Below are 15,941 nucleotides of genomic sequence, written 5' to 3' on the forward strand. Positions count from 1 at the left end.
ACTTGTAAGAATCAATTCAATCTAGATATGATGATCGAACGCTGACGCTTTCTCCACTTGATCTGTATGCTTCTCATTCATAACTTGAATCAGCTTATTTAAACGGAAGATCAGCGCTGCAGCTTCGGATCTGCTTAAGTGCTGCATGGGACGGAAGCTTCCGTCTTCATATCCAGTAATCATGTACAAACCTGCAAGCTCCTGCACTTCTTCTTTGGCCCAATCGGATACATCAATCTGATCGGTAAATGCTCTTGGGGAAGTCAGCGGTTCCGGTCTGATTTTACGAACCACATTGGCTATGATCTTGGATGCCTGTTCACGTGTTACCAGCGCATGTGGAGCGAATTTCCTATTCCCCATACCTTGGACCATCTCATGCTGAACGGCTGCCTTAATCTCAGGAGCAAACCAATCATCGTCGTTTAAATCCTGAAATCCATGTTGTTGTTCATTAACCGTTGTATCCACACCCATCAGACGCACGATTAATGCAGTAAACTCTGCACGCGTGATTGGACGGCGTGGTTCGAAGCGAGTTTCACTTACACCTTGAATGATATTTTGTTCCGCCAGCCAGGTGATCTGATCCTTATTAAAAGTTTGGCTGATATCAATAAATTTGATATTTTTTTTCGCAGGTAACTCAGGTTGCTCATCAGAAGGTTCAGGTTGTGAACTCACCTCATCGGCTTTTACCGAAGTATCTGCTGGATTTGAAGCTGTACCACTACCGCTCCAGGCGGATGGTGGATACGGAAAAGTCATGGCTGCGGCCCGTTTGCTTTCACTTTTTTCACCTGCTGAATTCTCTGTCCATACTTCCACCTCATAATGTTGCTCGGCATTAAGTCCTGTCCAGACATAACTGCGCTGTGTGCCACGATAGATCTCCCTATCTTTATGCGTGATTACAATCACTTCATTTAATGATTCCAGTTCCCAAGTCAGCTTAATCGTGCTTGTGCCTTGCGCTACGGCTGCAACTGTCAGATCTTCGGAAGGCAACGTCTCGAATTCCGGAACCTGAAGTGCCTCACCTTCCCCTGCCTCATTGAATGGGATGATTGCAAAGTCGGTATAACGCTCTGCACTTTTCAACTCAGACACATGTATGGATGTCTCCGTGGTCGTTCCTACAAGCTCTTCATTTCGATAGACTCGATAACCCGCAGCACCCGGAATCAGTTCCCATACAATGTCTGCACCATGGATTGAACGTCCCTCGACTGCAGGAGGTGAGGCAGCACTACCGGGCAAAGTCATTGCATGAAGGTAATAACCCCCATCACTAGTTCCTGAGGCATTCATGGTCTTGACTGTATAGATATAGTTCACGCCCGGTTCAAGTTCCTTGTCGTCATAGAACAATTCGTCTGCAGGAACACGAGTAACCTCCACACCGTCACGCTCAATGATGAACTGCTCGGCACCTTCGACCCGGCTCTGTTCCAATAGAAGACGAATGTGGTCCTTCGCCGAATGATACTCCACTTTGACAGGCGCTGCTGGCTTGGTCAGGACAGAATACGCCTTCATCTCCGATGTATCTCCCTGATCATTCTCTGTGTAGATTTCAATCAGGTACTGCTTGCCTGCATCCAGTTGATCAACGATAAACTCTTTTTGTGTGCCGCGGTATACTTCTCTACCATCCAGCAATACAACGAATGTTTCGTTCCCATCAGGGAAGTCCCATTCCAGTTTGGCATGATCTGTCTCCGCGTATATCTTCATTTCCAGTGAATCAACATGAGGCAAGGTATAAAAAGGAGTCACGGTCACCAGGCTTCCTGAACCAGCCGTATTATAAGGAATAATCTGTACCTGATCATATCGGGTTGCACTCTCCAGATGAGTTAATCTCACCTCGGTGGTATCACCATCGTCAATAGTGGTGAACATCTGATCTCCGATCCGTATGGTATATCCCTCCGCACCTTGTACCTTTGGCCAAGAGATCAATCCCTCCTTTTCCCCAATCATACTTGCATGTAAAGGTTCAGTAATGGTCGCAGGCAACGTTCGCACGTGAACTTCGAAACCAGAGTCACTCTCACCCGTTGCATTCGATGTTTTGATGGTGTACAGGTAACGCTCTCCTGGTGTCAGTCCATGATCTTCAAATGAATCTTGATCTGCTGGAACCTTAGCGACTTCAACTCCATCCCGCATAATGATGAATTGCTCTGCTCCCCGTGTAGAGCTTCCAGTCAGATCCAGCACCGCAGTCTGATCTGTGATGAGTGTTATGCCTGCCGTCTGAGGGGATATAGGTTTCGTTAAAACCTGAATCTGAATAGACTCTGACCGATGACCCTCTTCATTAATCGCGATGAGTTCGAATTCATACGCTGTACCATCCAGCATACTATTGAGATGTACAGACGGTTCAGACACGCTCTGCACATCTCCCGTTACCCGATTGCGAATCTCATATGCAGCCGCTCCCTTAACAACTTCCCAAGCCAGATCCACCTTATGTGTTCCAGCGTTCACTCTGATCCCTTCTGCAACCAATGGCAAAGTTTGAGTCATTGTACTGAAAGTAAGCGGCGCACTCGTTCCACTCGCATTGACCGCCCGAATCACGTAAGTGTATTTCGTTCCTGGCGACAGATCCTTGTCTACGAATTGGGTTTCAGTTGAATCCATCTGAGCAATCTCTCTTCCATCCCGTTCAATGACGTACTGATCTGCCCCTTGGACACCTGTGTTGCTGAAATCTAGACCAAGGCTGTTTTTTGCCACATCATATACTGCAACCTTAGCGGGCTTCTCAGGCAAAGTCAGCAGGGATACATCCGTCGCTTCAGAACGAGTCCCCTGTCTGTTGACCGCCCATAGTTGATAGTGATGCCACGTTCCATCCTGAAGCCCTGTAATCGTTGCTTCATTCTCAATTCCCCTATAGACCTCCTTGCCATTCTGCTCAATCACATATTCAGCGGCACCTTCCACGACCGACCAGGAAACTTTTGCCCGATGTACTGCAGGATCTGCAAGTATCTCGTCAGGCGACACAGGTTTGGACAAACGGATGAGCTGCGCTGTCTCACCTGGACCAGAAGTATTCACAGCCTGAACTTCCAACGTGTACTCTGTACCTGGCAACAATTCCTCAGCTGTGTAGGTCAGTTCTGATGTTCTGCCCACTTCTGTTCCATTGATTTTCACAATATAGAGATTCGCCGTATCTACAGCTTGCCATGCAAGTCCCATACTTGTTTCACCAGTCCATGTGACATTCAGTCCTTCCGGCCTGCTAGGTAGCGTAAGAATCGAACTACGGGTGGATGCACCGTACCCGGCAGCATTGCCTGCCTGTACTTCATAGGTATACTCACGACTGTTTGACAGATGGTGAACTGCCAGTTGTGTATCTGATATTTCATGGCTCTGTCCATCGATGACCACCCGATATTTCGTTGCCCCAACTACAGGCTCCCAGCTCAAGATCGCTCCCTGTTCAGTTACTTGAACAATATGAAGTCCCGACGGGCTCTCGGGTAGCGTTGTTCCTGATACCGAACTGCGCATACCTTGTCCACTTTCGTTCACTGCTTGTACATCCAGTTGATAAGAGGTTCCTGAACTCAATCCCGCAAATACCCATTCTTGGGTTCCGGCAGGAACCGTTCCTGCCTTCTCTCCATCCAACCATAACTCATAGTGATCCGCTCCCCGGACTGCTTCCCAATTCAGATGAAGGCTCGCTGTGGAAACATCTGATACCTGTAATCCGGACACCTGCCCAGGTAACGTCTTGAGCAAAGGTAATTCTGCCAATGGCCCTGTTCCTGTCTCATTACCGGCAACCAACGCGTAGCTGTACTCTGTTCCGCTATCCAGACCTGAATCCAAATACTCTGTCTGTTCCCCTTCATATATGGCTGCTCCATCACGTGAAAGACCATAATACGTTGCAGAAGTCACTGTCTCCCATGTTAATGAAATATCATGCTCCCGAATTTGAACCGCCATGAATTCACCAGGCACTGCCGGCAGTGTGAGAAATCCGGTTCTACTGCTACCGCCTGCTCCACTTTCATTCATTGCCGTGACCGAGATGTTATGCATGGTCCCTGGGACGAGGTTGCTGATATAGGGAAGGTTGGCAGGGTCAGATACCGTCTGATCAAACACGGTGGACCCGTCCGAAGTAGCAGCGATGATGCGGTAAGCATCTGCTCCCCTTACTGAATCAAATTGAATTTCGGCCAAATGGGGCTGGGAATCTACTTCTCGAACGTGCAACGTTCCAGGAGCTGCCGGGATCGTTAATACTTGAGCGCTAACTGCATCACTTACTCCGGTGTGGTTTCTCACTCTAACTTCATATTCATAGACCTGACCACCGCTTAGGGAGTAATCGATTATACTGTGGTTAGGATAATCCAGTGTCCATGACTGTCCTGTCGTTTTATTCGTTATCTCATACTGATATCCATCGGTATATCTTTCCCCCGTTGGCAATTCCACTGTAAGTTCAGCTGATGTCTCAGCGATCTGTGTCATTCTCACATGTTTCGGTTGCTCGGGCTTGCGTTGAACATGGTAAGGTGATGATGTTGTCTCATATGTATTGCCTGCTCTGTCCATGGTTTTGGCATGGATGTACCATATGCCTTCCGATTCAATGGATATTTTATACTCGTCAGAGTGAGCTTCAAGCCAATGATCCGGTGATTCTGCACTGTTCGTAATTCGATAGAATCGTTCCAGTTCCTGAATGCCTGAGTGATCGTCGGCATACTGAACGGTAGTGGACATGTCCATGTCCGTCCAGTCATGTCCGTTCGGTGCAAATGTAATGGTTGGCGCCATCTGATCCACATAGGCGATTCGACTGACTTCCTTGCTCACATTGCCAACGGTATCCCTTGCTCTGGCCCGAATGGTGGTAGCCCCGTTTGCACTTACTGTACCTTTATTTCCTGTCATATAAGGGCCGTCATTCATGCTGTATTCATAGGATATCGCTCGTTCATCCACACTACCGGCGATTGTGAATTCAACATGTTCTTTGCTCCATCCAGCAGAACTTAAACTGATTACTGGCTCGGTTGGCGCCGTCGTGTCGATTCGAACCGTAGCTTGAGCAAGCGTGCTTATATTGCCTACATGGTCAAGTGAGCGTACATATACGATCGTTTCTCCCTCATCGGTAACCGTCACTTCGCCCGTGTAATCGATCCAGGGACCTTCTTCGCTCAGTCGATATTGGCTTTTGGCAAGCCCGCTGCCTGCATCTTCACCACTGGTTATTGCAAAAGTTACATGCTGATTCGTCCAATTCTCTTCACTTAACGTTATCGTCGGTTGCTCAGGCCCAGTCTTGTCGATTCTGGCTGTTGCCGAAGTGGAAGCACTGACATTGGCAGCCCGATCAACACTTCGTGCATAAATCTCGGTTATCCCTTCTCCACTGAGTGTAAAAGGGGTCCTGTAGTCGATCCATTCTCCCTCGCTTCCCAGCTTATACTGTGTCAGATCAATGCCGCTTGCTGCGTCCGTACCCTCTGTTAATGTCACCATTACTGCCGCTTTTGTCCATTCGGGCGGATTCAACGAGATGACAGGTGGCGTTGGTGCTGTCCGATCTACCCTGGCTGTCACAGTCGTTTCCTGCCCTGTATTACCAAATGCATCCATACTGCGTGCCATAACCGTTGTGTTGCCTTCGCTGCTTACGGTAAACGCAGCACTGTATTCACGCCATTCTCCTGCCAGACCGACTTTAACTTCAGTCTTTTGAGTTCCGCTCAAGGCATCTTTTCCCTCTTCAACCGTGACGAGAACATCTTCCTTGGTCCAGGAGGATGGCGTGAGTGTAACAGAAGGAGCAGTTGGGCCCGTCGTATCTTTCATCATCTCTCCAGCGGATATAAATGGGGTCTGTATCCCTTCTCCATTCAGTGCCGCAACAAATACTTCATATTTTCCATCCGCAAGTCCAGTCAGGGCAAACGCTGTACGAGTGGAAGTTGTTGTTCCCGTTGCGAGAACTTGCCCACCTGGACTGCGTATTTCGGTTTTGTACTGAGTGCCGTCAGGATTGCTATTATTACTCCAGCTCGCTGTAACAGAGTTGCCTGATTGTGTCACAGCCGCCGCAGCGGGTGGATTAGCCAGTGTATACTTGGAAGCTGGACTGGAGTAACCCGTGTAGGAACCACTTGAATTTTTGGCCCGTACCGCAAAAGAATAATTGGTATTCGGAGTGAGCCCTGTCACTTGTCGACTGTTTGTTGTACCTGTATCCACGATCTGATTCGTCGTCATATTCTTCAGTTCATACGTAACGGATGCATCATTCGCCTTCTTATCCCAGTTCACCGTCAAGTTATTAGAATTAACCAATGTATATGTCGGTGTTCCGGGCACAACAAAACTTCTTACCGTAAAGTTAACGGTGCCTGCTGAGGACACCCCACCTTTGTCATCCATGACCCATACTTGTAATGTGTGTGTGCCATCTGGCAGGGTGTCAGGCAATGTGTAATTGGTGTTAAAAGACTGATTTGAACCCGTTGCGGTCATCTGGGTCAGAATATTCTCAGCCCCACCATCAATGGACCATTTTACGGTCAACAGATCACCTATATCCGTATCTCGCGTTGTACCGGAGATCTGCAGTTGCTCGCCTTTGTAATAGGTTTGACCTGAAGAAGGTGCTGTTAAGGTAAACGAAGGTGGAGCATTTTTGGGGCCGATCCCCACAATGGTTGAAAATTTGCGTGAAGCCTGATTCGCTGTTGTCTTGGCGTCCCACCAAAATTGTGCAGCTGTATCACTCGCCGTTACGGTCTGGCCTGGAGTGAACGCTGAAGGTGAAGACCCTCCCGTGAGTTGGGCGCTGTCTGGGCTGCTGTACTGGCCCATATATATGCGATCTGCATTCACAACATTATACGTATTGGCATAAAAAGCGGTGACCTGAACTCCGCCGCTGTAGTTACGCCATCCATTCTCGATGACTTCAAATGGAGAAGCATCATTGCCATTCACCATCGTATCCCAATAAAATGTTCCACCCAAATTCAGTGCCGTTCCGCTACGGTTGATGGCTTCGAGTTCAACCTTCATGTACCCACCTTGTGAGGTAGCATTAACGATAGATACACGCAAAATATATTCCACATTGTCTTTTTGCCGTGACATTTCAATCACATTATTGTTAATTCGGTAATAATTCAGCGGCAATGTTTTGAAGTTCACGGGAGATCCGTTGTGGTCGATAATGGTGGATACATTCCCTGTATCGCCACCGTAAAATACATTCGTGTTTGGTAGTAATACAATTCTGTATTTACCGTCACTGTTCATCTCCACTTTCACCTTGGAGGACTGTACAGCCTTCATGCTGGACGTGTCGGATACAATCCCGATCGTTTCAACCGTTTCAGCCATTACCGTGGTTGCGCCCCATTCAAGCAACAGGGCTTGAGGTGATAATAATGCAAATGCCAGCACCACCTTGGTTAGCTGTTCCGCTTGTTTCTTCACACGTTTTCCTGATTTCTTCAACGTCTACTCTCCTTTTTGGCACACAAAAAAGGGAGGCACCCCAACAAAGGAACGATGTCCTAAGTTGGGGTGCCTCCCCTAACAAGTGTCATTTTTTCTTGATTATAACGATTCAGCTCATGAATGTAAACAGTTGATCATGAACGCCTTACTTTTCATTTCTCATCTCTGATCTTCAATAACGCTTCGTCCAACGCGCCAACGACCTTGTCACACCAACCATCAAATTCCGGATCTTCAGTCTGTAATTCAGGATGGGCCAGAATGTGCTCAATCGTACTTCGAATGCCCTGGTCGGCTCTTGTCGTTGCTACATATTCCGGAACAAGCCGTTTCAGCTTACTGTTGTCAAATACAACGGTGTTGGCTTTATCCCCCAGCAAACCGCCGCGAAGATCCTGGTCACTACATGCTGCCAAGAACTCGGAAGGTACATGTACCGCATGAAGCTTAACTCCCAACACGCCGGCAATAATTTCATGAATCTGATTCCAGGTGACGGATTCGTCCGAGGTGATATGTACCGATTCACCAATTGCATGGATATTTCCCATAAGCCCGATAAAACCTTTGGCAAAATCAGTATTGTGCGTAATGGTCCACAGTGAGGTACCATCTCCATGGATGATAACGGGTTTGCCTTCACGCATGCGCTTGAGAACCTGCCAGCTGCCTTGAGCACCATGAACACCGAGAGGTACCGATTTGTCGCCATATGTATGGCTTGGACGCACGATGGTCACAGGGAATCCAAGCTCGCGGTATTGTTTCATCAGATAGTCTTCACAGGCAATCTTGTTGCGAGAATACTCCCAATATGGATTCGATAAAGGCGTTCCTTCCGTGATCCGGTAATCAGCCAAAGGTGTCTGATACGCAGATGCTGAGCTTATAAAAATAAACTGCTTCGTTTTATCCTTGAATAAACGGTAATCTCTCTCCAATTGAGATGGTACAAAGGCGATAAAGTCTGCCACAACATCAAATTCCAGATCAGCTATCAGTTCCGCTACACGTGCCTCGTCATTAATGTCCGCTTGAAGTACGTTGATTTCCTTAGGTAAGTCATGGTTATGATTGCCTCGATTAATCAAATACAGTTCACAGCCTTGCTGTGCAAGCATCTCCGTAATGGCCGTGCTGATGGTGCCTGTCCCTCCAATAAATAGCGCTTTCATTTTCGCCACCTCCTGATCGATTTTACCCACTTTCCCATGATATCACGCACCAAAAAAAGGAGCAAAGCTCGGTGACCCGAAACCATGCTCCTTCTGCTTATACGACCTTAATCGTTGCATATATCATGTACATGCCACAATGGATCTCGTATTCTCCCTTTGGCAGATCTTTGTCGACCGTATAATAATTGGGTCCCTTTTGCATGTATAGATCCATGCCAAGCTTTTGTGATCCGACTGATTTGACATGTGTCACCGACCGGGTCAGAATAAAGTTGATTTTGGTCGGTACGCCAGCTTTCACCTCGATAACGTCTGGTCCAAAACCATCGTTACTTACGTCCACATCAATGACTTCATATCCCTTCAAATCCTCCGGTGTCTCGGCTTGTGCAGTTACAGCACTTCCTGATCCCGGGGATACGTCTTTGCCCATAAAATAAACCAAAAATGATCCAAGCAGTACAATAACGGTCAGACCCAGCGTTAACCAAGGCCAGGTTTTTCCAAACCAGCTTTTTTTCATATAAACACTCCTCATTCGATGTCCCATCAACAATCAATCAACAGACGGATGTATTCCTTAAGCATACCTGATTCGCGTGACAATGAAAATGCCCCCTCTGGGCTATTGTATTTGAGCAAGATTAACTCATTAAAAAAAGCCTGATTTCTCAGGCTTATCTACGGTTATTCCCGTTCATGCTTCGCAATATCCCTTTTGGTATAACTCAGGAATATATCGGTGTACTTCGACTTCGTCTCATACGTAATTTATACAACTCTGGCAAGGCTACACCAATGAGCACAATGATAACTCCGAACCATTGCAATCCGCTGACATGCTCATGGAGCACAATAGAGGATAGCAGTACTGCAATTGGAAGCTCCACTGCACCCAGAATTCCGGCCATGTCACCACCAATATGCGGAACGCCGATAGCGAACAGTACGGGTGGAATGAAAGCCCCGAAGAATCCGAGCAGCAATCCAAATACAAGCAACTGGCTCCAGATCAATCCGTTAAAGAGGAATGTTGGCGGGAACAAAATGCACAGCAGGATTAATCCGCCTGTAACCATCCATGCACTGCGGAACGCCGGATGCGCTGAAGGAACTGCTTTGCCGCTGAACAATACAAACAGGGAATAACTTACGGCTGCCATTAGTCCAAGAGCAATACCCAGACCGTTGAACTCACCCAGTCCCTGTTCCAGGAAACCCGCTGCCAGCAAAGTTCCGCCAAACAGAATGATCAACGTCAGGAACGTGACTTTGTCTGGACGTTGACGTTTGCTTATCGCCTGAATCAATACACTAATCCATGTGAACTGGAACAACAGGATAATGGCAAGTGAAGCCGGGATGTAACGCAAAGACTGATAATACACGAGACCCGTAATTACCGTTGGTGTTCCGGCAGCCATCAATAACAGACGTTGTTTCCACGTCAACCGCTTGAATACCTGTGCCACGGCTCCTGATGATTTGCCATTTGCCTGTGACTTGCGTTTTGTTCTAAATCTTGTGTATAGCGCCAGCATCCAGGAAAGAAGAAAACCCGTAATCAGCTGTGTTCCCACAACCTCTCCAAGTTTATATCCTTCGCCATACGCCAGAACCACAATCGTGGATAATATGCCATAGCTCATCGCTCCCGCGAGAACGGACAGATAATATTTCATTTGTGAATAGACCTCCTGATGATAAGAAAATACGCCTGCATGTTTAGTTCATGCCAAGGTCACAGACACCATACAAATGCAAAAAATCCTAACTACGAGCAAGGAATACATGGATTCCTTGGCATCGTAGTTAGGAAGTATAGGCTTCCCGTAGAGACCCTCGCCCTGTGTACACTTTCGGCCTGCGAGGTTATACGAAATGATATATGCAATTTGATGTAATTCGTGTGTGACGACTTTTCATATATTACATGGGAGGTGAGGTGGTGTCAACCCTATTCCGTATAAAAAAACGTCATGTTCAATTAGAGCCTGAGTAATTCCACTCCAATGTTTGCTGTAGACCTGCCTTCAACCCCTCCAGATCCAGACCATCCACAGCGAAAGCCTCACGGATCAAAGGCGGCGCGACAAATTCATCATACTTGCCCAGATAAGGAGCTTCATCTTCAGCCAGTAACGCAGATGCGTCTTCAGCCGTCCGACACTCACTCATAATCTCGGCTAACAATGTTCGTTCATCGACCTTGCCGGACACTACAAAATAATATGGCTCCATGGGCACAACGGACCGCAAGGCAAGTTTCTTGGACAAATTATGCTTCATCAGGCGCTCCAATGTACGGAATGATTTACTTCCTACCCAAGGAAGAACATACATCGAATCTCCCCCTGCCGGAATGACGACCTGCTTCAACAGTCCGCTTTCACGTGCTAGACGGCGTGCCCGTTCAAGTCGATTGACGGCTTGTGGTGACAGGTAGGGATAAATCACTGAGTCGGACAACACTTCACGCATTTTCTGTACCACCGACGTATGAATATCACCTCCCGCTCCAAGCCATAACGTATCTACTTTACCTTTTGCAGACTTCACATACACAGCCTTGTGCTTGTGATCGACCTCTTCCACTTTCCACAGTTTGCCTGCGAGCGAGAAGCAATAGCCAGGTGGGGGCACGGTTGTAATGGAACCAATCTCTTCCGAGCCGTTCAGTACTTTATGTTCCTCATCATCCTTAAACACCGCGTAGAAGCGATAATTGTTCACGATTTTCTCACCTGTCAGACCGATAATCAATGTTCGATCCTCTGTCCATTGCAGATGATCCGTCTCAATGAGGTAATTCAAGAAAGCCTGATATTGATCAGGTCTAATCAACGCAAAGGGGGCCAGCGACAGGATGGCTTCTGCAAGATCTCTCGGCTCCGCCTCCCCCATACTTTTCAGCATGCTCATCGTCTGATGGTAGAGCACACCTATGGGCATTTTGCGGGCTTCAAGCGGCTCGACCCACTTTGTTTTTACATATAGTTCGATAACAGCAATCGCACGCATCAACGTCCACGGCATACGTGCTGGCAATTGCGCTTCCTCATCCTCTTCCTCCGGACATACAAAAAGCATCTCTGATGCCATGTCCTCTCGTCTCCCCGAACGTCCCAGACGCTGTACAAAGCTGGACGCACTATACGGTGCACCGAGCTGAACCACACGTTCCAGTTCGCCAAGATCGATACCCAGTTCCAGCGTGACCGTTGCCGCAGCAACCGCGGGCCCCGATCCGGTGCGCAGGGCAGCTTCTGTTTCCTCCCTCAGCATGGCGGAGATACTTCCATGATGCACATGGAACACATCTCGCTCTTGCCTGCGAGCCGCTACCCGCCGCATCTCAAGAATAGTGACCTCAGCGTCCGTACGGCTGTTGGTGAAGATCAACGCTTTTTTACGATGTGTGCTCTCATAGATGAAGTCGTAGTATGCTTTGCGTGCGTTATGAAGCTGTTCCGCTTGCTCCTCGTCCTGTGCATCTGGAAAAGAGAAATGTTCCACCCGCAGTCGCAGCTTGCGACCACCTGGAGAAGAGACCACAGCCACTCCCTGCTGCGTTCCGGCAGCAAGCCAAGATGTAGCCGCATCATAGTCACTAAGTGTAGCCGACAATCCAACTCTTCGAGGTGCACAGCCAGCCATGCGCTCGATTCTGGCAAGCTCGCTGAGTACTTGAATCCCCCGATCCGCTCCCATGAAAGCATGCACCTCATCGATAATGACGTAGCGCAGATCATGAAACAGCGCAGGGATCGCATTCGGTCGATTCATGAGCAGACCTTCCAGTGATTCTGGCGTAATCTGAAGTACACCGGACGGATTTTTCATCAGTTTTGTTTTCTCCGCCTGAGGCACATCCCCATGCCAATGCCAAACCGGAATATTTCCTTCGGTTAACAGATCCTTAAGACGTTCGAATTGGTCGTTAATCAGGGCTTTCAGAGGTCCGATGTACAGAATGCCCACTGATTTGGAAGGCCGTTCATGCAGCTCGGTCAATGCAGGAAAAAAAGCCGCCTCCGTTTTGCCGGAGGCCGTGCCTGCCGCAATCAGCATATGATGCGGGGTATGAAAACAGATATTGCAGGCCTCAATCTGAGCAGGCCGAAGCGATTCCCATCTTTTTTTATAAATAAATTCCTGCACGAATGGCGCCAGCCGATAGAATGGATTATCACTCATAATTCAAACTCCGCCAGAAAGTCGTCCAGATCATCCGAATTTGCGGAAGCATCCGCCCCTTTGCCCGTTTCCTGAGGTTTGGCAGCCCGTTCACCAAGTAATTGAGTATAAGTCACTTCGGGATTCTGGTGGAGCGTATGCAGTACATCCATAAAGTCCCGTACCACTTCACGCGTTGTTAGCAATTCATCCGCCCCCAGTCGATTCACCGCCGTTTGCATAAAATCAACCAATTGTTCATCCGTCAGACTTGCACTGTATCCAAAATGTAGAGCATGAATCTGCCGCAGCTTCTGAAGTAGAATCAGAATCTCCTCATGTGATAACATTGCAAGTTTCAGGATCGGCCCCGTATAATTTGCATACGCTTTGGCTGCATAACGACCATCAATAAGCCTGGAGCGAAGCGCTTCATAGCTGTATAGTCCGCGTCGTTCATCCTCCACAAATTGCGGCGTACCACCTACAAATATGCCCAGGTGCTCCGCCTTGCCCTGCATTGTATCATTAAACATAGTCAGCAATTTCTCATAGTTGCTTTGACGGGAGACGCTGTTTGTAATTTTGTACAGATTCACCGCTTCATCAATGAACAACAGCAATCCTTTGTATCCAATGCGCGCTGTGAATTCAGACCACAATTTGAAGTAGTCATACCAGTTATCATCGTCAATGATAACACCAACAGCCAGTTCTTTTTTCGCTTCCGTTTTGGTTGCAAATTCTCCTCGAAGCCAGCGTAGTGCCGCCTGTTTGCGATCATCATCAGCGAGCTTGTACCCATTCCAGTAGGAAGCCAGTACCTTGGCAAAATCAAAGCCGTGAACCAGATTCTGCATCTCCCCCGTCACCGCATAGATTTGCTTCTCTACTTCCAGCGGCAGAGCGGGATCATCTGGGCGCAGGTTCTGACTCAGCATCGTAGATTGTTGCAGGCCGGCGATCCATTTTTGCAAAATCGGCTCCAAGGCTCCCCCATCCGGGCGTGTACGTGTAGACAGACGAGTCATTAGTTCGCGATATGTCGCAAGTCCCTGCCCTTTGGTCCCCACCAATCGTCGCTCTGGTGACAGATCGGCATCTGCCACAACAAAATCGCGATCCATGGCATAGTTACGAATCATTTGCAAAAGAAAGCTTTTACCACTGCCGTAACGGCCGGTAATGAGTTTGAACGCAGCGCCACCCTCGGCGATATTGTCCATATCCCGCAAGATGGCTTCCACTTCCGGTTTTCGGCCAACAGCAATCTGCTCCAGTCCTATGCGCGGGACAACACCCGCCGTTAATGAATTGACAAGTGCGGTGGTCAGCCGCTTCGGTATTTTAAGTTCTGTCACTACGTATCACCTCTTCACATGTTCGAACACATCTATATAATCAGGAACAATCCGATCACCATCGATCAGAAGATCACCGATCGTATCCATAGCCACATCATTAATCTCATCCAACAGAAGCGCAGGCATCGTTCCATATTGCTCAGCCAGACGTATCAGCTCCGTATCCGGATTTGCGCCAAGAAGAGCATGAATCGCATGCACCTGCTGAGGGGATAGTTCTTTGGCAAAAAGCAGCCATTCTTCATCCAAATCAGCCTCTGCACACGCGTCCCATTGTAACCCAATTGATTCGGCTGACCCTCCTGTTGCAATATCTACTACCGATGGGTCAGGCTGCATGGAATCTTCTGTTGGAATGATCTCATCCCTTGCTTCCAGTGCATCGACTCGATCGCTTGTAACATTTGCGTTATGAACCTCGTCATCCTTCTCTTCAGAAGGGTGATCATCCTCAATTGTAAGCGCCAATCGTACGTATTCACTTTCTTGCTGTAACGATGCCAATTTTTCCGTATCAATACGAATCACCGGTGGTTCCACCGTCTCGGCCTGCTCGGTCGCATATGCTTTGTCCAGGTAACGTTCAATCAGATTCGCAAGTTCAGGCTCTAATGCCTGTCCACGCAATCGGCCTCTGAATCCGAGCAGTTCACGAAGTTTATTTTCAGTACATCGATAGATCCGCGTAACCATCTGTACAAACTCAGCTTGTTCACCTATGGGCATATATCTGAATGATACTGATCTTCCGTAGATCGAATCATCATAGACCGCTTTGCGAAACAGTACGCGCTCCACCGTGCGTTCAACGTTGGGTTCAGTCTCAGACAACAGTCCAACTTGTCGCGTACGTTCCAGGTACGAATGAACCAAGGCCATGACCCGTGGGATATACTGCTCCATCACTTCTTTGCCGCCATCTCTATAGAACTTACTGAGTGTAATATCGTAATCATAGTATCTTTGCAGCATATTCAGCGAAATATCCGATACCTTATCCTGTAGAATACGTTGCAGCTCCCTATCCAGCATCTCTGCTGGCAGATAACCGCCCGAAAGGCCCATGACCTCGGATAAAAACATGTCCAGTTGATGGACCAGCACATAATCGACCATCCACTCTTGCATATATATATTTAATTGAGGAAGCCGTTCACGGTAGTTCACCCATAGCTGCTTTAATTGATCATAACCATCCTGAGCATTCTGCCAGCCAATGCCGTTAATCAACTCATATATATGAACAAATAGATAGGACAGATCAGTATCCGGGTACCTCCCCTGACGAACTTCCTTCCTCCAATACAAATACCACTTGCGTTGGGCTTCGTTCATTACCCCATACGTTGGCCAGTAGCTCATAAAGGGAACCCAGGGAGACACATCTCCTTCCATCTCTGACCACTGCTTTGCTTCCTCTACAAAACGTTTCTCCGAGGACAATATGACCCCACGATGCTGCATCGTATCATGTGCAGACTGCACAATGGTTGAACGATCAGGAACCGGAACCGATGCTGTTTCAGGTTCTTCGCTCAGATCTATCTCCATGAATTCCAATTGTCTAGAGTTGTCTTTCATAGAACGTTATCTCACCCTCCTCCAAGGCAGAATACGAACAAGTGTATCCATAGGGATCATTATAACACTAGTGCTGTGTCTGCGGTGATGAAATTAACACATTATTAAA

7 protein-coding genes and 1 riboswitch are annotated in these 15,941 nt (G+C 47.9%); all 7 genes read right to left on the reverse strand.

Translation table 11 applies throughout. The features are described 5' to 3' along the window. Nucleotides 1-21: 21 nt before the first annotated feature. Nucleotides 22-7,530 carry a fibronectin type III domain-containing protein gene (locus tag AB4111_RS03110; RefSeq protein ID WP_442030397.1) on the reverse strand — a complete coding sequence of 2,503 codons (7,509 nt, stop codon included), beginning with the start codon at nucleotides 7,528-7,530 and terminating at the stop codon, nucleotides 22-24. Nucleotides 7,531-7,685: 155 nt separating this feature from the next. Next, nucleotides 7,686-8,708, reverse strand: coding sequence for an SDR family oxidoreductase (locus tag AB4111_RS03115; RefSeq protein WP_442030399.1), 1,023 nt, complete (start codon nucleotides 8,706-8,708; stop codon nucleotides 7,686-7,688). Between the two features lie 97 nt (nucleotides 8,709-8,805). Next, nucleotides 8,806-9,234: a cupredoxin domain-containing protein gene (locus AB4111_RS03120; RefSeq protein ID WP_442030401.1), complete on the reverse strand. Its 429-nt coding sequence runs from the start codon at nucleotides 9,232-9,234 to the stop codon at nucleotides 8,806-8,808. A 205-nt stretch (nucleotides 9,235-9,439) separates the two neighbouring features. Next, nucleotides 9,440-10,393: an EamA family transporter gene (locus AB4111_RS03125; protein ID WP_169481772.1), complete on the reverse strand. Its 954-nt coding sequence runs from the start codon at nucleotides 10,391-10,393 to the stop codon at nucleotides 9,440-9,442. Between the two features lie 107 nt (nucleotides 10,394-10,500). Continuing rightward, nucleotides 10,501-10,611: riboswitch (purine riboswitch) on the reverse strand. 83 nt (nucleotides 10,612-10,694) lie between these two features. Further along, entirely contained in the window at nucleotides 10,695-12,908 is a 2,214-nt protein-coding gene (locus AB4111_RS03130; protein WP_442030403.1) for a DEAD/DEAH box helicase, read from the reverse strand. Further along, entirely contained in the window at nucleotides 12,905-14,248 is a 1,344-nt protein-coding gene (locus AB4111_RS03135) for an ATP-binding protein (protein WP_442030405.1), read from the reverse strand. The genes AB4111_RS03130 and AB4111_RS03135 overlap by 4 nt, the downstream gene beginning before the upstream one ends. A 6-nt stretch (nucleotides 14,249-14,254) precedes the next feature. Then, nucleotides 14,255-15,832 carry a TerB N-terminal domain-containing protein gene (locus tag AB4111_RS03140; protein WP_442030407.1) on the reverse strand — a complete coding sequence of 526 codons (1,578 nt, stop codon included), beginning with the start codon at nucleotides 15,830-15,832 and terminating at the stop codon, nucleotides 14,255-14,257. Nucleotides 15,833-15,941: the final 109 nt, after the last annotated feature.

The sequence above is a fragment of the Paenibacillus sp. 2KB_22 genome, from assembly GCF_052115745.1.
In the GTDB taxonomy this organism is placed as follows: domain Bacteria; phylum Bacillota; class Bacilli; order Paenibacillales; family Paenibacillaceae; genus Paenibacillus.